This window comes from Enterococcus malodoratus (assembly GCF_027659535.1).
GTDB lineage: Bacteria > Bacillota > Bacilli > Lactobacillales > Enterococcaceae > Enterococcus_A > Enterococcus_A malodoratus.
Genome location: NZ_JAQDPG010000005.1, coordinates 189,325 through 207,847, shown reverse-complemented (window position 1 = coordinate 207,847; position 18,523 = coordinate 189,325). Strand labels below are relative to the sequence as shown.

At 43.5% G+C, this 18,523-nt stretch carries 21 protein-coding genes; 13 read left to right on the top strand and 8 right to left on the bottom strand.

From position 1 onward, the window contains the following. The first annotated feature begins 3 nt into the window (after positions 1-3). Both PGP85_RS10170 and lpdA read left to right on the top strand, forming a co-directional pair. On the top strand, positions 4-1,221 hold the full coding sequence (locus tag PGP85_RS10170; protein ID WP_270327381.1) for a dihydrolipoamide acetyltransferase family protein: 1,218 nt from the start codon (positions 4-6) through the stop codon (positions 1,219-1,221). A gap of 12 nt (positions 1,222-1,233) precedes the next feature. After that, positions 1,234-2,625 carry a dihydrolipoyl dehydrogenase gene (gene lpdA / locus PGP85_RS10165; protein ID WP_270327380.1) on the top strand — a complete coding sequence of 464 codons (1,392 nt, stop codon included), beginning with the start codon at positions 1,234-1,236 and terminating at the stop codon, positions 2,623-2,625. A 42-nt stretch (positions 2,626-2,667) separates the two neighbouring features. On the opposite strand, the gene proC is transcribed toward lpdA, so the two are convergent. Next, the gene (gene proC / locus PGP85_RS10160; protein ID WP_270327378.1) at positions 2,668-3,480 is read right to left on the bottom strand and encodes a pyrroline-5-carboxylate reductase; all 813 of its coding nucleotides are present in this window, start codon (positions 3,478-3,480) and stop codon (positions 2,668-2,670) included. A 145-nt stretch (positions 3,481-3,625) separates the two neighbouring features. On the opposite strand from proC, the gene PGP85_RS10155 reads away from it, so the two are divergent. The 8 genes from PGP85_RS10155 (at position 3,626) to PGP85_RS10120 (ending at position 9,698) form a co-directional block, all read left to right on the top strand. Next, positions 3,626-4,579 (top strand): helix-turn-helix domain-containing protein, encoded by a 954-nt coding sequence (locus PGP85_RS10155; RefSeq protein ID WP_251865552.1) that lies wholly within the window; start codon positions 3,626-3,628, stop codon positions 4,577-4,579. Next, positions 4,579-4,887, top strand: a complete 309-nt coding sequence (locus PGP85_RS10150) for a hypothetical protein (protein WP_270327377.1) — start codon at positions 4,579-4,581, stop codon at positions 4,885-4,887. Before PGP85_RS10155 ends, PGP85_RS10150 begins: the two co-directional genes overlap by 1 nt. Positions 4,888-4,950: 63 nt before the next feature. After that, positions 4,951-5,301: an iron chaperone gene (locus PGP85_RS10145; RefSeq protein ID WP_090404130.1), complete on the top strand. Its 351-nt coding sequence runs from the start codon at positions 4,951-4,953 to the stop codon at positions 5,299-5,301. Next, positions 5,294-5,659, top strand: a complete 366-nt coding sequence (locus PGP85_RS10140; protein ID WP_251865556.1) for a VOC family protein — start codon at positions 5,294-5,296, stop codon at positions 5,657-5,659. Before PGP85_RS10145 ends, PGP85_RS10140 begins: the two co-directional genes overlap by 8 nt. Before the next feature lie 181 nt (positions 5,660-5,840). Further along, positions 5,841-6,731, top strand: coding sequence for a sulfite exporter TauE/SafE family protein (locus tag PGP85_RS10135; RefSeq protein WP_270327371.1), 891 nt, complete (start codon positions 5,841-5,843; stop codon positions 6,729-6,731). A gap of 173 nt (positions 6,732-6,904) precedes the next feature. Then, positions 6,905-8,446, top strand: a complete 1,542-nt coding sequence (locus PGP85_RS10130) for a WD40/YVTN/BNR-like repeat-containing protein (RefSeq protein ID WP_270327369.1) — start codon at positions 6,905-6,907, stop codon at positions 8,444-8,446. A gap of 65 nt (positions 8,447-8,511) precedes the next feature. Further along, the gene (gene arr, locus PGP85_RS10125; protein ID WP_270327368.1) at positions 8,512-8,922 is read left to right on the top strand and encodes an NAD(+)--rifampin ADP-ribosyltransferase; all 411 of its coding nucleotides are present in this window, start codon (positions 8,512-8,514) and stop codon (positions 8,920-8,922) included. 125 nt (positions 8,923-9,047) lie between these two features. Next, complete coding sequence (locus tag PGP85_RS10120) at positions 9,048-9,698, top strand: HI_0552 family protein (RefSeq protein ID WP_270327366.1); 651 nt, start codon at positions 9,048-9,050, stop codon at positions 9,696-9,698. Positions 9,699-9,748: 50 nt separating this feature from the next. On the opposite strand, the gene PGP85_RS10115 is transcribed toward PGP85_RS10120, so the two are convergent. The 6 genes from PGP85_RS10115 to PGP85_RS10090 form a co-directional block, all read right to left on the bottom strand. After that, positions 9,749-10,714, bottom strand: coding sequence for a siderophore ABC transporter substrate-binding protein (locus tag PGP85_RS10115; RefSeq protein WP_270327365.1), 966 nt, complete (start codon positions 10,712-10,714; stop codon positions 9,749-9,751). A gap of 57 nt (positions 10,715-10,771) precedes the next feature. Beyond that, the gene (locus PGP85_RS10110; RefSeq protein WP_090404141.1) at positions 10,772-11,530 is read right to left on the bottom strand and encodes an iron ABC transporter ATP-binding protein; all 759 of its coding nucleotides are present in this window, start codon (positions 11,528-11,530) and stop codon (positions 10,772-10,774) included. Beyond that, entirely contained in the window at positions 11,527-12,495 is a 969-nt protein-coding gene (locus tag PGP85_RS10105; protein ID WP_270327364.1) for an iron chelate uptake ABC transporter family permease subunit, read from the bottom strand. Before PGP85_RS10105 ends, PGP85_RS10110 begins: the two co-directional genes overlap by 4 nt. Beyond that, positions 12,492-13,439 carry an ABC transporter permease gene (locus tag PGP85_RS10100; protein WP_270327362.1) on the bottom strand — a complete coding sequence of 316 codons (948 nt, stop codon included), beginning with the start codon at positions 13,437-13,439 and terminating at the stop codon, positions 12,492-12,494. Before PGP85_RS10100 ends, PGP85_RS10105 begins: the two co-directional genes overlap by 4 nt. A gap of 272 nt (positions 13,440-13,711) precedes the next feature. After that, positions 13,712-13,912: a DUF4177 domain-containing protein gene (locus PGP85_RS10095; protein ID WP_270327361.1), complete on the bottom strand. Its 201-nt coding sequence runs from the start codon at positions 13,910-13,912 to the stop codon at positions 13,712-13,714. 139 nt (positions 13,913-14,051) lie between these two features. Next, positions 14,052-14,417: a MerR family transcriptional regulator gene (locus tag PGP85_RS10090; protein ID WP_270327359.1), complete on the bottom strand. Its 366-nt coding sequence runs from the start codon at positions 14,415-14,417 to the stop codon at positions 14,052-14,054. A gap of 126 nt (positions 14,418-14,543) precedes the next feature. Here PGP85_RS10090 and PGP85_RS10085 point away from each other — a divergent pair, with 126 nt between their 5' ends. The 3 genes from PGP85_RS10085 (at position 14,544) to PGP85_RS10075 (ending at position 17,471) form a co-directional block, all read left to right on the top strand. Then, positions 14,544-14,924: a carboxymuconolactone decarboxylase family protein gene (locus PGP85_RS10085; protein WP_090404148.1), complete on the top strand. Its 381-nt coding sequence runs from the start codon at positions 14,544-14,546 to the stop codon at positions 14,922-14,924. 112 nt (positions 14,925-15,036) lie between these two features. Then, a complete protein-coding gene (locus PGP85_RS10080) occupies positions 15,037-15,804 on the top strand; it encodes an SDR family NAD(P)-dependent oxidoreductase (RefSeq protein ID WP_270327357.1) in 768 nt (255 codons plus the stop codon). 131 nt (positions 15,805-15,935) lie between these two features. After that, positions 15,936-17,471, top strand: a complete 1,536-nt coding sequence (locus PGP85_RS10075) for a zinc ribbon domain-containing protein (protein ID WP_270327356.1) — start codon at positions 15,936-15,938, stop codon at positions 17,469-17,471. A gap of 38 nt (positions 17,472-17,509) precedes the next feature. Here the strand turns inward: PGP85_RS10075 and PGP85_RS10070 are convergent, their stop codons facing one another. After that, the gene (locus PGP85_RS10070) at positions 17,510-18,511 is read right to left on the bottom strand and encodes a thermonuclease family protein (protein ID WP_270327355.1); all 1,002 of its coding nucleotides are present in this window, start codon (positions 18,509-18,511) and stop codon (positions 17,510-17,512) included. Between the last annotated feature and the right edge of the window lie 12 nt (positions 18,512-18,523).

Genomic DNA, 18,523 nt, shown 5'->3' with positions numbered 1-18,523 from the left:
GAGATGGCGAATGAAGTATTGATGCCAAAGTTAAGTTCGACGATGGATGTCGGAACGATCACAACTTGGCTAAAAAATGAAGGCGATTCCGTCGAGGTCGGAGAAGCGATTTTTGAAGTCATGACCGACAAAATCGCGATCGAAGCGGAAGCCTATGATGAAGGAATTTTACTCAAAAAATATATCGGCGACGGAGATAGTGCACCGGTGAATTCCGTGATTGCCTATATTGGTGAGGCCGGGGAAGACGTTCCTGCGGAGATGCCGGGTGCTGAAGCAGAAGCAGCGGAGGAAACGGAAGCTGAAGAAGTAGCAGAAGTCGCGGAACCAACAGAATCCAACGAAGAAACAACTGTAACAACGACAAAAGTTCGCGCAACACCAGCGGCTCGCCGCATTGCCCGCGAAAAAGGGATCAATTTGCAGAAAGTACAAGGTTCTGGACCGAAAGGCCGGATTCAAGCACTGGACGTGAAGGAATATCAAGAGCCGACAGTAGCTGCGGCACCAAAAGCAGCGGAAGGCGAGCTAATTCCTTGGAGCGGTATGCGCAAAGCTATCGCAGACAAGATGTCGGAAAGCAAGCACACGATCCCGCATGTCACGATGAATGCCGAAGTCGATCTAACCAAAGTAATCGAGCTGCGTAAACAATTGCTGCCGATGGTAGAAGAACGCACGGACGAACGGCTATCCTTCTTGGAAATAATCGCAAAAGCAGCAATGGTAGCCCTAAAGGCTTATCCAGAATTCAATGCTAATGCCTATGCTGAAGGAATCAAACGTTTTGATCATGTAAACCTTGGTGTGGCAGTCGCGGTTTCTGATGGATTAGTCGTACCGGTCGTAGAGCAAGCAGATCAAAAAGGCTTAAGTGATTTGACCGCAGCTGTAAAAGCAGTGACGAAAAAAGCGCGGGATGGTCAATTGATGCCAGCCGAAATGAGCGGCGGCACTTTTACAATTAGTTCGTTAGGCCGCAGTAAAGTTCAAACCTTCAATCCAATCATCAACTTACCGGAAGTTGCGATTCTAGGCGTCGGCGGAAGCTATGATAAATTGGTTGTTGCAGATACACCGGAAGGCTCACAAGTCACAACAATCACCGCATTGAATCTATGTCTTTCTTTTGATCATCGGGTTGCTGACGGCGCTCCAGCGGCGGCATTCTTAAGTATGATCGTTGACTTGTTAGAAAATCCAATGAGCTTGTTGCTGTAGAGGAGGCTGAGTATGACGAAAAAGACAGATACAGTCGTAATTGGTGCAGGACCGGGCGGCTATGTAGCGGCGATCCGTGCCGCACAATTAGGACAAAAGGTGACCGTAGTAGAAGCTGAACATATCGGCGGAGTGTGCTTAAATGTTGGCTGCATTCCTTCAAAAGCGTTGATCACGGCTGGACATCGTTACCAAGAGGCGCAGCATTCTGACTTCCTTGGATTAAGTGTCAAAGATGCTCAGTTGGATTTTACGAAGACTCAGCAATGGAAAGATCAAAAGGTCGTTAAAACGCTGACTTCAGGTGTCGCAATGCTGTTGAAGAGGAATGGCGCTGAGGTGATTATGGGACGGGCGCAATTTACGGGTCCGCAAAATCTAACGATCACCACTAGCAAAGGCGAAGAGAAATTGCAGTTTAAGCATGCGATTATCGCTACCGGCAGTCGTCCAATCGAGATTCCCGGTTTTGCCTTTGGCGGCCGTGTAGTAGATTCTACTGGCGGTTTGAATTTGAAGGAAATTCCGAAGAAGCTGATTATTATCGGCGGCGGAATCGTTGGCTCTGAGCTGGGCGGCGCGTATCGCAATCTAGGATCAGAAGTAACGATCATTGAAGGAGCGGAAAACATCGTTCCGAATTTTGAAAGCGACATTCAACAATTGGTTGCGAAAAAGTTCAAGCAAAACGGGGTAGAGATCTTTACCAGTGCGAAAGCTAAAAAAGCGACCGAGACAGCGAATGGGGTAGCGGTAGAGTTTGAAGTCAAAGGGAAGACGCAAACGATCGAAGCGGATTACGTGATGGTAACAGTCGGCCGCAGACCGAATACCGAAAACTTAGGATTGGAAAAAGCGGGCGTCAAGCTGGCAGAACGCGGCTTGATTCAAGTGGATGAGCAATACCGCACATCACAGAAAACTATTTTTGCTATCGGCGATATCGTTCCCGGTCTAGCATTGGCTCATAAAGCCAGCTATGAAGCGAAAGTAGCGGCAGAAGTGATCGGCGGCAAGAATGTTGCGAAAGATTATCGTGCGATTCCAGCAATTTGCTTCACCGATCCAGAAGTGGCGACAGTCGGATATACGTTGGCGGAGGCGAAAGCGGCGGGGATCAAGGCTAAGACAGCGAATTTCCCGATGCAAGCCAATGGACGTGCCTTATCCTTGAATGCAACGGAAGGCTTTGTTCGTTTAGTCTTTGAAGCGGAAACGGAATTAATCTTAGGTGCTCAGATTGTCGGAGTCAACGCAAGTGATTTAGTGGCTGAGATCACTTTGGCGATCGAATCCTATCTGACGCTGGAAGATATTTCTCTGACGATCCATGGTCATCCAACACTATCTGAAATGGTGATGGATGCCTGTGAAGTCGGGTTGGGAATGCCGATTCATATGTAAAAAAAGAAGGTTATGCCGATTATCAGGCATAACCTTCTTTTGCTATTTCTTTCCTAACTCTTCGTCTTTTCGGATCGTTGCATCAATACCTTTGATCACGGTTGAGATAAAGGCGTTGTCTTCTAATTCCACGATTCCGGCGACGGTCGTTCCACCCGGTGAACTTACACGATCGATTAAGGTCCACGGATTTTCTTTACTGTGAGCTAATGTTTCTGCACTGCCTAGAACAGCTTGGGTCGCCATTTCCAGAGCGATGTCTTTTGGTAAGCCGTTCTTCACCGCAGCTCGAGCGATGGAATCGATAAATAAGAATGTATAAGCAGGCGAGCTCCCAGCGATCGCTGTGAAGATCGAGAAATATTTTTCTTCTAATGGCCAAGCTTTGCCGACTGCATTAAATAGATCGATGATCGTTGCGAGATCTTCCTTCGTTGCGCTGACATTTCCGCATACGGCGGCAGCACCTTCGCCGACCATTGCGTTCATGTTCGGCATTACGCGGACGATTCGAATTGGCTGATCGGTTTCAAAGACGTCATAGATGGCTTCTGTACTGGTTCCAGCAGCGATCGAGACGATCAATGGATCATTTTGCAAGATGGCGTCTTTGGCTTCCAGCAATACTCCCTTGATGACATTTGGTTTGACTGCCAAGATCAATGTATCGACTGTTTTGATGACCTCTTGGGGATCATTCAACGCGTGAGCCCCAACTTTTTCAGCGAAGGCTTGAACCTTCTCTGTTGAAATATCATATAAATAGATGTCCTCCGGGTTGCTGAATCCTTTCTGAACAATTCCTTCAACGATTGCGGATGCCATATTTCCAGCACCGATAAAACCAATTTTCATAGTAAATCCTCCTTATAAGTGTTTGAATCAAATGTATTAATTTTCAAAAGGTGATACAATCAATAAAGAAATTATATGCTGATAGAGACTTATTTAAAATAGTGTAGATAAAGAATAAAGTGTTCGATTCTAAGGTGGTGAGAAAATGGATGTTACAGCAGTACAATATGCCAGCTTCTATCAATTTTTAAAAACGCTGGATTGTTATCTAGGCGATGATGGGCAAATGATTGGCGAGGTTCAGCATTTTTCCGAGAACCCACGCCGGGAGATCGCCGCTTTTGTGACTAGAGAAACGACGGACCTGATTGAGGTCCCGTCCGATTTTATTCGAATGCTGTATATTATGAAGGGGTCTGTCAGAGTTGCGATCGATGGCTCGGAAAGTTGTTTGAGTGCGGGTGGGCTGATTTTAACGAATGCGGCTACGAAGCTTTCTTATAACGGCGATGCCGAAGCTGAAGTGATCGCATTCTATTTCAAGCCGGGCTATTTCACGGAGTCGCTGCTGGGTCAATTCTTCGAAGAGCCGCAGCTGTATCGTTTCTTTGTGGAGGCGTTGAGTGAGGAGTTCAGGGGAATCAGCCGCTATTTGATTTATGATTTTGCGGCGGTGACGGATGTTCATTTTTATACGCTGCTGCTGTTAAAACAAGTTGTCAAGATGGCGTACTTTAACAATAAGGTCACCAAATCGGCGTTTGTACTTTTAATTGTCGAGATCAGTCAGGCGGAGCCGGAACGCTTGATTGCCAAAGATAATTTTGTATCGAATGGACAACTGACAGAAGAGCTGTTGGCGTATATCGATGCGCGTTTGGAGCAGGTGACGTTGGAGGAGGTTGCGCGGAAATTCCATTTTCACCCGAATTATTTATCGAGTTTGTTGAAGGAAAAGACGGGGCACTCCTTCACAGAAATCGTCTTATTACGCAAAATTGAACGTTGTAAACAATATTTGGAACAGACGGATCTGACTGCTCAGGCGATCGTGGAGCGCTTAGGCTATAAAGATAAAGCCTTTTTTTATAAGCGGTTCAAACAGATCGAAGGCGTTACGCCGCGTCAGTACCGAAAAATGCGAGAGGAAGAAAACTAATGTATGAAGATATTTTTGCCGAGGTTCAGCTAACCGTCGTGGAACAGCCAATTGAATGGGTGAATGATTTGCCGCTCTATCGTGGACACATTAAGGAACTGCCTTTTCTTGTCGGAGAAGGGGCCTCGAAAAAAGCGATGTACCGCCAATTGGCGGAGCAGTATCAAGAATATGCCGCGTTGAACCAGGTGGAAGATAAGGAAGAAGAGATGACCTCTTCATTATTAACGGCCGATCAGCTGCTGAAGTATTATGATGGTGAGACCTTCGATGGTTTTTCTTTAGGCGATATGCTGAAGGATGAGTAGAGCAAGTTTGTATACCTTTTCAGCGATTTCCGCTAGACTAAAAAGAAAAAAGGGTGTGAAGCGATGTCACCGATAGAACAATATATCAACGAGGCTGAAAAAGACCAGCAGCCAATGTTGAAAGAAATTTATCAAGTCATCAAAGAAATGGTCCCGGTAGAAACAACGGAAAAACTTTCATACGGAATGCCGACATTTTATTTAACGGAGAATCTAGTTCACTTTGGCGCGATGAAGAAACATTTAGGTTTTTATCCAACTCCGAGTGCGATGACTGCTTTCCATGAACAATTGAAAGAGTATAAAACCTCAAAAGGCGCCTTGCAGATTCCTTATAAGAAAGAACTACCGGTCGACTTGATCAAAGAGATGGTTCGTTTTCGTCTGAAAGAGGTGGTGGAGAAAAATGCTTAAAGGGATTGAGATCATGCTGTATGTCGATGATGTCGCCGGTTCAGCGGCCTTTTGGCAAGAAGGATTAGGCGGAAAGATCGTCTCTCAGCAAACGATGCCGGATGAATCGCTGCAAGTCACAGTTGAGTTATTTGATTCAGTGCAGATGGTTTTGTTTGATCGTAATTTTATTAAACGTGTTTCTCCAGAAGTGGTGGATAATTTCCCTTCACTATTATTGAAGGTTTCGGACTTAGAGCAATATCATGGGCAGCTGCAAAAGCTTAGTCCTAAAGTCAATCCGATTATGGAGCAAGGCGGGAAACGGCTGTTTAATTTCGCGGATCCCGAAAATAATTATTTTGTTTTGAGTGAATGACCTTCAAGTAATTGAAGGTTATTTTTTTGCTTTTGGAGAAAACTCATAGAATCCTCTAATGATTATTGGACGGCTATCATCAAACTGTTAGTGGATTTAAGTCAAAATACTTGTGAATTGTTGTATTATCTTAAAAGGAAAAAGAGCTTTCATTGATTAATTTATTTAGAGGAGAAAAAGTATGGTACAAATTTTGTTGGGACTGCTAGCGGTTCTATTGGTTTATTATCTTTTTTATTTTGTTCGCGATTTGATCGCAGAACGCGGAAACTGGGGCGGCGGGAACTTTCTTATTTCTGGTGTGATTGGTTTTATTACAGATGCGATGGATACGTTGGGGATCGGGAGCTTTGCGCCGACGACGATGTTGTTAGAAACGACTAAACAATTGGACAACGACCGTCAATTGCCAGGAACGTTGAATGTTTCACACACGGTTCCGGTAATTATTGAAGCATTTATTTTTATCACAGTAGTAAAAGTAGCACCGTTAACACTATTCTCATTAGTACTCGCAGCGATCGTGGGTTCATACATCGGATCAAAAACGGTCAGCAAACTGCCTGAGAAAAAAGTGCAATTTTACATGGGGATCGCATTGATCATCACTGCGGCACTGATGGCATTGAAACAATTGGGCTTACTTGATCTATTGGGAACGGGCAATCATTTAACTAGTTTGACTGGAATAAAATTGATCATCGGTATCGTCGGCAACTTTATTTTGGGTGCTTTGATGACGATCGGTGTTGGGCTGTATGCACCTTGTATGGCGATGGTTTACATGTTAGGTCTGAGTCCTTTGGTCGCTTTTCCCATCATGATGGCTTCATGTGCCGGTCTGATGCCGGTTGCTGGAACAAACTTCATTAAATCTGGCGATTATTCTCGGAAAGTCAGCTTGGCGATTACAGTCGGCGGGATTCTTGGAGTGATCGTTGCAACCCGCTTCGTTACTGGCTTAAACATGAACGTATTGACTTGGGTCGTGATCGCAGTGGTTCTTTATTCAGGCTTCACTTATATCCGTAAAGGGATGCACGAATTTTCAGGTAATTTGAAAAAGTCTTAGAGAAATTCTCTAGGCTTTTTTTTTCGGGGAAAATTACCTAACTTTTGTACAAAACTTTAATATTGATGCGATTTTGTTATTCATTTTTTATAAATTTTTTAGCAAAAAATTCCTGTTCATTGGTTGTGTTATGGCAGATAATGAGTGAAATGGGCTATTTGACAGGAGAAATTATGGATCAGGAGTTATTAATCATCGAATTGCTTTCGGCGGCAGAGCCGATATATCGGCAAGCACAAAAAAATCGTCACCAAAATCTGATTTCTGCTTTTCTATACATAGTTGCCGTCTGTGTAGTTTTTTTTGTGATTGGAAGTTTTGCTTATCAACATCTACATGGGCAGGGCGGAACGACCGATAGCAATTATTGGTTGCATGGTTCAGCGGTTTTGGGAATTCTAATCGCAGTATTGGCAGTGTTTTTATTTAGCATTAATTTGATTCAGGGAATTGTTCTGCGGAGATCGTTCCAACGCTTTTTAGTACGATGTGTTCAGAAAACAGAAAGATATCCAATTATTTATCAAGATGATGATTCTTATTATTTAGCGGAACAATCAGAAAAGCTGAAGATTCGGTTATTGAAGGAAAACTGTGTTGAACTGCTGATTACAATGGATGAAGAGAAGATTTATTTGGGAAATCAGAAAATATTTTTTGGTTTTTCTTCTTTGCAATTATTTGTTCTGGTTGATGAACCAATATCAATAACGTTACCTTCTTCGAAAAACTCAAAAATCAATCGTAAATGGGTTGTTCTAATCATTTGCTTGTTTTTTGCTGGAGTAGCAGGAACCATCGCTCAGAGCAGAAGGAACCAACACCATCTTCTTGATGGTGATTCACCAGGAAGAACGGTTTCGACCTCCTCCAGTGAAACAATGCTGTCTAGTGACGATTTACTGATTCAGCAGGGGACAGCACCGAATAGGCAGATAAACCAAGTCAATCAATTGGACTTCAATAATGAAACCCATGAACTTTATATGACGACTGATGGTGGTGGATCATGGTCATTCGTCCCGCTGAAGCCTGAATGGATGCGTACAGGTAGATATTTATTAACTAGCGGTGAAATACCGATGGGTTACTGGATGGATAAAACGTACAATGTTTCGCCGGATTTCTCTTGGTTCATTTATTCTGAAGATGATGTAAAGCTGTATTTTTTGGCTTCTCATGACAATGGAAAAACGTGGCAAAAATCGCTCGTATCAGAAAATGTTCGTGGAATACGTTATCGTAAAGCACAATTTTTTGCTAATGGTAGTGGGGTTTTAGTATATTCAAATATAGGAAGTGTCAATTCTGCTGAAGGAGTAGAAGTTTATCAGACTATGGACTACGGAAAAACTTGGTATCCCGGTAATCGTGCTGGTGTATATCAACCTGTCCAAAACATTAGCTTCATCGACCCAATGTTGGGTTTTGTTTCGACACGAGAGAAGATTTATTATACAAATAATGGTGGAAAGACGTTGAAAGTTGCAGTTGTAACAATTCCGAAAGAATATCAAACTGGGGGGTTAGATATTTTCCAATCGCCTAATGAAGTTACTCAGATTGGTACAGGCCAACTAGAAGCGAAATTCTATCTAGTGAAAATTGCTGGCATTGATCAGGGCAAGATGTTCGCCTGCCTGTATCGTTCTTCCGATAATGGTGAGACGTGGCAGTTTGCGGAGCAGCTGTCGGAAGTGAAGCCGACCGAATAATTTTACATGCAGCATGGTTGCTGTTAAACTACTCAGTTACAGAAAAACGGTAATGGAGTGATTCGATGAAGGAAGTATTGGATGAGGGTCCGTTCTACCATGGGACAAAAGCTGAGTTGAACGCAGGGGATTTGCTTGAAGCGGGCAAAAATTCCAATTATGGCAAACAAGCCAAAGCGAATTTTGTTTATTTTTCGGCGACATTGGAGGCAGCGATCTGGGGCGCAGAATTAGCATTGGGAGACAAGCCGCAGCGAATCTATCAAGTCGAACCGACAGGAATCTTCGAAAATGATCCTAACTTGACGGATAAAAAATTTCCTGGGAATCCTACGCGGTCGTATCGAACGCGGCAGCCACTGAAAATAGTCGGTGAAGTACCGAACTGGAAGGGACATTCGTTGGAACAGGTGCAAACGATGCTGGAGCATCTCGAAAAGATGAAGCAGCAAGGAATCGAGGCCATCAACGAATAGGAAATTTAATTGATTTCGAGACACCTTCTTCCAACGAGAAGGTGTCTTTTTGTAGAGGGACTTCGTTTGAATAAATCATAATAGCTGATTACAATAAGAACGAGTGAATGAGAAGAGGCGAGGTTATGGAAGTAGCAAGCGATGATTTCCAATTGTTTGATCGGAAGTCATTTGCCTTTAAGCAATTAAAGGAACAGTATTCCAGTGAAGAAATCGAACAGATTAAGCACGACTATCAAGCGCACTGGCAAAAGTGGAAAGCGTTGCAGCAAGCGGTCGCAAAGTCGCTGCCGAAAGAATATCGGATGGAAAAACCAAAGATTGAAAGCTGGACCAACGGCTGGAATTTGCGCAATCATTTTTGGAGTGCCTATCGTGATCCGCAGCATGAGAATCAAAATGCCTGTCTGGCGGTGCTGCTGAACAAGAAGCAGCTTCAAGTGTATTTGATGTTTCAGCATTATAAAAGCGAAGAACGAGCAGGAAGTTTAACGGAGTATAATACCCTGTTGGCCATGCTAAATGAGTGGCGTAAGGGTATAGATATCAAGGATTACTATATCTGGCCGCAGGTCGAACATGAATTAGCGGACCATCTTCCGCTGGCTGAATTTCTGGCAGATGGTGCACAGCCAGAAAAGCTGATGAAGGCGATGCAGGGTCGCAGTTTTCAATTGGGGAAATTATTTTTCAAAGAAACCAGCATACCAAATACGGAACAAGTCATACGACAGACGTTGGAAGAACTTGCGCCTTTGTATTTTGCGTTAAATTAGTCGAACGAAAGAAAAAGCCTTGATCAATTTGAGATCAAGGCTTTTTTCTATTATTCAAAGGCTTTGTTGACGTCATCCAGCATCATTTTAACGGATTCTAATCCGCCGCCGCTTAGGTACCAAACATCTGGCTGCAGCGAGATGACCTTTTTGTTTTTGCCGGCGGTCGTTTGAGCGACTAACTCATTGTCGGCAACATTGTTGTTGCTGTCGTCTCCGCCGATTGCCTTCGTCCGATCGACGACGAAGAGAACATCCGGATTTTTATCTAAAACATATTCATAAGAAACACTTTGACCATGGGTAGAGGCCTTGATGGCATCATCGGCTTCCGCAAAACCAAAGGTATCATAAACGATTCCGAAGCGTGAATCCTTGCCATACGTAGACAATTGTCCCTCATTGACCAAGACAGTCAAAGCTTTGTCTTTGCTTTCTTCCGCTTTTGCTTTGGTTTCTTTGATGCTGGTCTCTAATTCGGCTAATTGCTTTTTAGCTGCTTTTTCTTTGCCGAAGATTTGGCCTAGTGTTTCAACATTTTGTTTGATTGAGTTCCATGTATTTGAAGTATCTACTGCTAGGTACATCGTTGGTGCGATCTCTTTTAATTGATCTAGAAAATCGCTTTGACGACCGGAAATAATGATCAAATCTGGTTTCATTTGATTGATCTTTTCTAGATCCGGTTCTTTGATTCCGCCAGCGGAGTCTACTTTTTTGTATTCTTTTAGATAAGCGGGCAAGTTATCCGTTGCTGCGCCGACGATTGTATCACCAACCCCTAAAGCATCCAAGGTATCCAAAGAGCCATTATCGAAAACGACGACCTTCTTCGGATTCTTTGGTACGGTCACCTTGCCGTTGGAGTCCTTCACTTCGAGTGTTTCATCCTTAACGGTGCTGCTTGTTGCCGCTTTGCCGGATGAATCACTGCTGCTTTCATTCGTCGTTGAACCGCAGCCGGCCAATCCTAAACCAAGTAAAACCAGCGATAAGCCTACTATATATTTTTTCATTCCTAATTCCCCCTAATTTATAATTAAAGCCTTCATTTTGAGGCTAAATACCTGTTTTTAATTGAAATACATACAAAATCGTTTGCCGTCTAGTTCGCAAATTTTGATATCCATTTCGTATAGCGCGTTCAATATCTGCGGCTGGATCATCTCATTCGTTGTTCCGTGAGCGAAAATCTGTCCGGCTTTCATCGCAACGATCTCGTCCGCGTAGCTTGCCGCGAAATTGATATCGTGAATGACTAGAAGAATCGTTTTATGTTCTTCTTCGACCAAGCGGCGCAGAGTCTGCATCAGCTGTACCGAATGATTCATATCCAAATTATTCAGCGGTTCATCCAATAGGATATAGTCGGTGTCCTGCGCTAAGATCATCGCGATATATGCCCGCTGCAATTGACCGCCAGATAAGGTATCGATTTGATCTTCCGCCATTTCCACTAATCCAAGCTTCTCTAGCGCATAGTCGATCAAGTCTTGATCCATGCTGGTCAAACGGCCTTTCGAATATGGAAAACGTCCAAAGCTGACCAGCTCACGAACCGTAATTCGCAGATTCACGCCGTTGCTTTGCTTTAAGATCGATAATTTTTTGGCTAGTTCATTAGAACGCCAAGCCTTGACCTCGTTGTGATCGAGATAAATCTGTCCCGCGTCGATTGTGATCAAGCGGCTGATCATCGACAACAGGGTACTTTTTCCTGCGCCGTTTGGTCCGATAAACGCGGTCAGCTGCTCCTCCTTGATTGGCAAACAGACTTCGGAAACGACCTTCTTTGCACCGTAATTTTTTGAGACCTCTTTGAGATCGATCATCTTTGCCGCCTCCTTTCATAAATAATTTTCCCGATAAAGTACAGACCACCGAAAAACTGAGTAACGACGCTGACCGTAGTCTTTAAATGGAAAACTTGTTCGACTAAAAATTGACTGCCGACTAAAAAGATAATGCCCAGCAAGATCGCGGTTGGAAATAAATAGCTGTGGCGATAGGTCGGCATCAGCTGGTAACTGATATTCGCAACGATAAATCCTAAGAAGGTGATCGGACCGACTAGTGCGGTCGCTGTTCCGGTCAGCAGACTGACTAAAAAAAGCAGAAGGATCTGGAACGTATTCAGCGAAATACCTAAGTTCGTCGCTTGATCCCCACCTAGATGCAAAACATCTAAATAGCGATTGACCGCGAATAAAATGAAGGAGCCTAGTAAAATAATTCCGGCAGCCAATCCTAAATGGGTAGTGTTGATATTGCTGAAGCTGGCAAAAAGCCGCCCCTGCAGCAAATCATATTCATTCGGGTCCATCATGACTTGCAAAAAGTTGCTGGTGCTGCTGAATAGGGTCCCGAAGATCATTCCCAGCATCAGCAGAATAAATAGATCATTTTGCCGCCTTTTTAGTAAAACCTTGGCTAATAGCAAACTTGATAAGGCCATCAATAGAATGCTGAGCAAAAAGATCGAAGTCTGTTCCTGCGACAGCATGTTGACTCCGCCAACGACAAAAAATAAGATCGTTTGAATCAGCACATACATGGAGTCTAAGCCGAGAATGTTTGGCGTCAAAAATTGGTTTTGGGTCATGGATTGGAAACTGACTGTCGCCATCCCCGTTGCCAAGGCGACCAGCACGAAGGCAGCTACTTTTTTCCCTCGCAGCATCAACGCAAATTGGATGTTGCCGTAGGTGTTGTAAGTCAGATAAAGTCCGCATAGGAGCAGTGCCAGGATCGTAAGACTAATCAGCAGTAGCTCTTTTTTTGGCAGAGAGAACTTCATGCGCGGTTCCTCCTAACCAATAAATAGATAAAGATCAGACTGCCTAAAATACCGACCGTCAAGCTGACCGGCACCTCATACGGCGCGATGACGATCCGCGAGATAATATCACAGGCCATTAAAAATAGACTGCCGCACAGCGCGGTAATCCATAGATTTTGTTTTACGTGATCGCCATAGATCAGGGAAACGATATTCGGTACGATCACGCCTAAAAAGGGAACCGTTCCCACCATAATTAGGACTAATCCGCTAGCCGCAGCCACTAAACCGATGCCTAATGTTTGAGTCAGGCGATAATTGACACCCAAGTTGACAGCGACATCTTCGCCTAAACCAACGATTGTGAAAAAATAGGCAAAAAAATAAATAATAAAAAATAGCGGGATCGTCAGATAGAGCAGCTCATAGCTGCCTTTTGCGACCAAGGAAAAATTTCCCTGCAGCCAAGAAGACATGTTTTGAATCAATTGAAATTGATAGGCAAAAAAGGTAGCCACAGAACCCACGATATTGCCGAACATTACGCCTAACAGCGGCAGAAAGATCGGGTCCTTCGTTGGAAGCAGGCGGCTTAAGCCTAGGAAAACCATCGTCCCGAAAAAGGCAAAAATAAACGCCGCAAGCGTTCGAGCTGCGGTGGAGGCGTTAGGCAAGAAAAGCATGACCAGCAAAATACCCAGACGAGCACTATCCATTGTCCCGGCAGTTGTTGGCGAAACAAATTTATTTTGAGTGAGATGCTGCATAATCAGTCCACAAATGCTCATCGTCGCACCAGCTAAGATCAAGCTGATTGTTCGCGGAAGACGAGTGGTCGCCACGATCAGCCATTGCTGCGAATCGCCGTGGAGCAGAGCTTGCACCATCAAATCTTTTACTCCGATAAAAATAGAGAGAGCGCTTAATAAAAGCAAAACAAGAAAAAGTCCTTTTCTTTTCAATGACTCACCCCTTAATAAATGATAATGATTCTCATTCTCTCTAAATATAAAGTTTAGGTGAAAAACAAAACAAATGCAAGTTATTTTTAAACAATTTTTTAATTAAAAATGACAATAATAAAAGTGATGACCAGCCAATTAACTTAATCTCATAGGGTTTATATCAATGAGGCAGGCAACAGAAGCTATTGTAAATACTTGTGAAGAATTGAAGAAATCAAAACCACAAAAAAAGACTGGGTATTTTTCCCCAGTCTTTAGCGAATACAGCTTTATTTTTCTTTTCTAAAGGTGACTAGAATCGCGCTTTTCGTTGCGATGACATTAGCCATATAGGAATGTGTCACAAATTCCCAACCCTCGGCCGCACGACTGTTGATCAAGTCATCTAACCGCTCCATATCCTCCACACTGGCGCTATCCTTAAACCATTTCACGGATGTCTCTAAAACCTCGCTATTGTAAACCCACATTATTAACTCCTCCTTTTCTATGATTATAAGCTGTTCCAGCAGGAGAAGGAGCAAACTGAAATGATTGTTTCGCAAATCGCGGCGAGCGCAGAGATTACTCGATTTTTTTGATGGATTGGAAACTATAGTTTCTGAAGAATCAGCGGTCTCTGTCGGCGAGCAGTTTTTTATAGGTCGCCTGTTTACTTTCCAGAAAGGCTAAATGATCGTCAATTTTTCTTTTTTCCGCTAACAAACGATTTCTTTGTGTAGCCAATAGCTTCATTCGTTTTTCGATTGTTTGATCACCTTGGCTTCTCAGTCGGGAATACTTTTGGATTGTCTTTAGGTCCATATCCGTTTGCTTTAAGCGATGGATGAAACGCAGCCACTCGATATCTGCTTCGTTATATTCGCGATAGCCGTTTTTATCTTTCGCAGGAGTAATAATTCCTAATTCTTCATAATACCGCAATGTCGGAACGCTGAAGCCGATCAACTCGGCAACTTCACTGATTTTATACATCCCATTTCTCCTTAACAAAATATTTTTCAATTAGTTTATGAATATCAGACACTAAAAATTTCTGTCTTGCTATAAAGTCTACTTGATAGTTTATAGTACTGTACCATAAAGAAGGCAGGAACTGCTATGAGCGAAAAAAGATTCGAACAGGGAAGTAAGAATTTACAAATGATTGATGGGGAGGCCGGTGAACGGGTGATCCAAGCACTGCAAGACATTGCTCCTGATGTCGGGCGTTATATTTTGGAATTTGCTTTTGGAGATATTTATGAGAATGATGTCTTATCCTTTAGAGAGCGGGAAATCGTCACGATCACCAGCTTGCTGACGCAGGGCGATACCAAGAACCAATTAATTGTTCATATCAACGGGTCATTAAATGTCGGACTCACGGAACGGGAGATCATTGAAGTGTTTACCCACTGTATCCCATATGTGGGTTTTCCCAAAGTCTTAAATGCGATCACAATCGCTAAAGAGGTTTTTGAGACGAGAAATCAGGCTTAAACGACTGAGGGCAACTCTTTTTTTCACAAGCTATTGACATTCCCCTACCATCTTAGGTACCGTTAATAGTGTAAGAGTGAATACGCTAACAATAAAGGAGGAGTTGGATTCTATGTTTGATTTAAATGGAAAAGTAGCAGTGGTAACAGGTGCGAGCAGCGGTTTAGGCCGAGATGCGGCGATTGCATATGCGGAAGCCGGAGCAGATGTGGTCTTGTTGGCTAGACGTTTGGAACGTTTAGAAGAAGTCGCAGAAGAGATCAAGAAAATGGATCGTGATGTTTTAGCGATCAAAATGGACGTGACAGATGAAGAAAACGTCAAGGCCGGTATCCAAACAGCGTATGATCATTTTGGTCATCTGGATATTCTATTGAACAATGCAGGTATCGCGGTGCGCGGCGGCGTGGATTCGTTGACTGTGGAAGACTTTGATAAATCAATGGATGTGAATGTGAAGGGGATCTTCTTAGTTAGCAAATACGTTGTGAAGCATATGATGGATAACAACTACGGAAGAATCGTCAATGTGGCATCGATCAACGCGATCATGGCCGACAAAGAAGACGTCTTTATCCGCCATTCGTACAATGCCAGCAAAGCAGCAGTCTTAGGATTGACTAAAGGTATGGCAGCTAGCTACGGAAAATACAATATTACCACCAATGCAATCGGACCAGGTCTGTTTGAATCTGAGATGACGGAAGATACATTGTTTAAATCAGATGATTTCTTGAACCTATATCAAGGTCTGAATCCAATGAGCCGTCCAGGCAAGCATGGGGAATTGAATGGGACGATTCTTTACTTCTCAAGCGATGCTTCAAGCTATACAAATGGCCAGTTCATCGTGGTTGATGGCGGAATGTCGATCGTCTAAACAAATATACAGAGGCACTTTCTCAATAGGAGAGAGTGCCTTTTTGATTTGTAAAAAATAATAGCCTCTTTGATTGTTATATTTGCTACAATCAATAGGTAGAATCAAACGAATGAATCGGGAGGATATCAATGAAAAATTGCCCTAATTGCGGTCATGAAAATTTGGCGGAGGCTCATTTTTGCGAAGAATGCGGTCAGCCATTCGCAGTGGACATTCCTGTAGAACTAGAAATTTTAGCAGAGGAAGAAAAGAAAAAGGAGCTGAAAGAGCAGCATTTCTGTCCCAATTGCGGCGAAGTGCTTCCGGCAGATGCCGAATTTTGTCCTAATTGCGGTCAGCCGTTAAAAGCAGCGGTGAGACCGGCAGTTCCTCCAAAAAAATCATTATCAAAGAACCAAAAAATTGGCATCGGAGCAGGTTTGGCGATCGTGGTATTACTAGTAGGTGGACTGCTGTTTGGCCGTTACTATTATAGTTATCCGCAACAGTTGAGCCGGTTGGAACAGACGTTTAAAACGCAGGACCCTGAAAAAATGGCGGAGGTCGTCATCTCGGAAGATCCTAATTATGAAGTTTCCGCCGCGAATCTGAAAAAATTCATCAGCTATTATCAAGCGGACGGACATAAAAAGGACTACGCTGACTTTTTAAGGGATTTAAAACACAACCCGAGTCAATTAGTCGACTTTTCAATTCATGAAAAAGGAAAATACTTAGGCTTATTCCCACGTTACCGATTAGTGATTCAGCCGGTCTATGTGACAGTCACGACGGATCAGTCAGACATGCAGCTGACCTTAGATGATAAAAAACTAGCGACCTCTAAAGGCAGTAATTACGAAACGACTTGGGGACCAATGACACCGGGCAGCTATCAAGTCGCGGGAAAATTAGACAATGAAGTATCTTCATTTACACAAGACTTGGTTCGCTACCATAATCCTGAATTTGAGACCAACAGTCACATCACGATCAACCTGCATAAGATTTCCTTCAAAGTCATGTCGAATATCGACGGCGCGAAAGTTTTGCTGAATGACAAGGAAGTTGGAACGATCAAAAATGAGGAAGCAGAGATCAAAGATGTGATCTGGCACCAAGGGATGAAGGTGCAGCTAACTTATAAAACAGCGGCCGATCAGTTGACTAGCGACACGTATCAAATTGCGGCTACGCAATTTATGGCTGACGAATATGAATCGGATAGTTATGATTCAGTGATCCATTTGAATTTTATGAATGTTCAATCAAAGGCTGATGTTCAAAGTTTTTTAGACAGTTTGTACAGAAGCCTATCCAGCTATACTAGTAAATTCAGCGACTTTGGTACGAGGGGAAGAAACGATTTGGCGAAGTACTTTGTTGACGGCATGAAAAATCCGGATGAGCAAGACTTCGAGAAATTTATCAATGAACTTCGAACAAGTGATAAAAGATCAGGGGTTGATGCTAAAGCCGAAGTGGAATCAGTGACCATGACGGGCAAGGATGTTTATACCGTTCAATACTTGATTGATTACAACACGGCCTATTCGGATGACACGGACGGTGTGAATGAAGTCTTTCGTTACAAGAAAGCCACGCTGCGCTACAACGAAGACGAGGATAAATTCCAGATCGATAATCTTGGCGGAGCCGAGAATTTTGAGCCGGTTAAAGAATAAAAAGAGAGGAATGCCAATTTTGGCATTCCTCTTTTAAATTAAAAACATTTCGAACACGGCTCTAATCCGCGCCCTTGTGCTTCTTCTAGTGTAGCTGGTGTGTACGTACCGTTCCCGCATTTGTGGGTATGGTACTTGCTGCCAGTGGGTGTGACATAAACCGTCTGCCCTTGAGCAGGCTCGGCGGCTGCTTGCTGCTGTGCTTCGGCCTCAGCTTGTGCCTGTGCTGCAGCTGCTTGCTGAGCGGCAGCTTCTTGGGCGATTCGAGCTTCTTCGGCCTTTCTAGCCGCTTCTGCTTGTTCCGCGGCCCGCTTTTCTTCGGCTTTTCTGTCAGCCTCGGCCTGTTCCGCAGCGCGTTTTTCTTCTGCAGCTTTGGCTTCTTGCTCTTTTTTCAGCCGCTCTGCTTCCGCTTTTTTAGCGGCCTCTGCTTCTTTTAGCGCTTTTTTATGAGCATCAACGACGGCTTGACTGTAGCCTTTACCAGCCTGCGCGTAATTCTCGATACTCCAAATATTTTGCTTTTGTTCTTTGGCTTTTTTCTCCGCAGTTTGAATTTGATCAAGGTACTTTTTATTTTTCCCCTTCGTGTCTCGGGCTACTGCCAACCCTTCATTAGCGAGTGTTTCTTGAACTAGCTTGCCATCGGCCCAAACATAAACCAGCTCTCTTTTTTGCTTGTCGCGTTTGCTTCCTTTGTCGTACTCGATCTGGATTTTTTTCGCATTTTTAAGCAGTTCTCTCGAACGATCCTTAGCCTCTTGTGCGTAAGGATAATCTTTTTTTATTTCAGGCGTTTCGATCAATAAATACTGTGCGGTGACGTTCTTGCCGTTTTTCAATTTGAAGCGCGTCGTATCCCCATCAATATACTTTTTCACTTTAACAGTGATTTTTTTGTTGGCCGTTCGTTTGATGGTAGCTTTCTTCTCCGTTTTCGTCTTTGCGGCTTCGACTTGATAACTTTGCGTCGGTGCAGCGAATAAGAAACTGACCAATACCGCGAACGTGACCCCAAGCTGAACCCCAAGTTTCCTTTTCATTTTTTACTCTCC

What these genes read in the sequence shown, in the direction of transcription:
- arr (WP_270327368.1), top strand. Translation starts at nt 8,512, where the DNA reads ATGAAGGAAGTATTGGATGAGGGTCCGTTCTACCATGGGACAAAAGCT.
- PGP85_RS10120 (WP_270327366.1), top strand. Translation starts at nt 9,048, where the DNA reads ATGGAAGTAGCAAGCGATGATTTCCAATTGTTTGATCGGAAGTCATTT.
- PGP85_RS10155 (WP_251865552.1), top strand. Translation starts at nt 3,626, where the DNA reads ATGGATGTTACAGCAGTACAATATGCCAGCTTCTATCAATTTTTAAAA.
- PGP85_RS10145 (WP_090404130.1), top strand. Translation starts at nt 4,951, where the DNA reads ATGTCACCGATAGAACAATATATCAACGAGGCTGAAAAAGACCAGCAG.
- PGP85_RS10085 (WP_090404148.1), top strand. Translation starts at nt 14,544, where the DNA reads ATGAGCGAAAAAAGATTCGAACAGGGAAGTAAGAATTTACAAATGATT.
- proC (WP_270327378.1), bottom strand. Translation starts at nt 3,480, where the DNA reads ATGAAAATTGGTTTTATCGGTGCTGGAAATATGGCATCCGCAATCGTT.
- PGP85_RS10130 (WP_270327369.1), top strand. Translation starts at nt 6,905, where the DNA reads ATGGATCAGGAGTTATTAATCATCGAATTGCTTTCGGCGGCAGAGCCG.
- PGP85_RS10150 (WP_270327377.1), top strand. Translation starts at nt 4,579, where the DNA reads ATGTATGAAGATATTTTTGCCGAGGTTCAGCTAACCGTCGTGGAACAG.
- PGP85_RS10070 (WP_270327355.1), bottom strand. Translation starts at nt 18,511, where the DNA reads ATGAAAAGGAAACTTGGGGTTCAGCTTGGGGTCACGTTCGCGGTATTG.
- PGP85_RS10135 (WP_270327371.1), top strand. Translation starts at nt 5,841, where the DNA reads ATGGTACAAATTTTGTTGGGACTGCTAGCGGTTCTATTGGTTTATTAT.
- PGP85_RS10075 (WP_270327356.1), top strand. Translation starts at nt 15,936, where the DNA reads ATGAAAAATTGCCCTAATTGCGGTCATGAAAATTTGGCGGAGGCTCAT.
- PGP85_RS10090 (WP_270327359.1), bottom strand. Translation starts at nt 14,417, where the DNA reads ATGTATAAAATCAGTGAAGTTGCCGAGTTGATCGGCTTCAGCGTTCCG.
- PGP85_RS10080 (WP_270327357.1), top strand. Translation starts at nt 15,037, where the DNA reads ATGTTTGATTTAAATGGAAAAGTAGCAGTGGTAACAGGTGCGAGCAGC.
- PGP85_RS10140 (WP_251865556.1), top strand. Translation starts at nt 5,294, where the DNA reads ATGCTTAAAGGGATTGAGATCATGCTGTATGTCGATGATGTCGCCGGT.
- PGP85_RS10170 (WP_270327381.1), top strand. Translation starts at nt 4, where the DNA reads ATGGCGAATGAAGTATTGATGCCAAAGTTAAGTTCGACGATGGATGTC.
- PGP85_RS10110 (WP_090404141.1), bottom strand. Translation starts at nt 11,530, where the DNA reads ATGATCGATCTCAAAGAGGTCTCAAAAAATTACGGTGCAAAGAAGGTC.
- PGP85_RS10105 (WP_270327364.1), bottom strand. Translation starts at nt 12,495, where the DNA reads ATGAAGTTCTCTCTGCCAAAAAAAGAGCTACTGCTGATTAGTCTTACG.
- PGP85_RS10095 (WP_270327361.1), bottom strand. Translation starts at nt 13,912, where the DNA reads ATGTGGGTTTACAATAGCGAGGTTTTAGAGACATCCGTGAAATGGTTT.
- PGP85_RS10115 (WP_270327365.1), bottom strand. Translation starts at nt 10,714, where the DNA reads ATGAAAAAATATATAGTAGGCTTATCGCTGGTTTTACTTGGTTTAGGA.
- lpdA (WP_270327380.1), top strand. Translation starts at nt 1,234, where the DNA reads ATGACGAAAAAGACAGATACAGTCGTAATTGGTGCAGGACCGGGCGGC.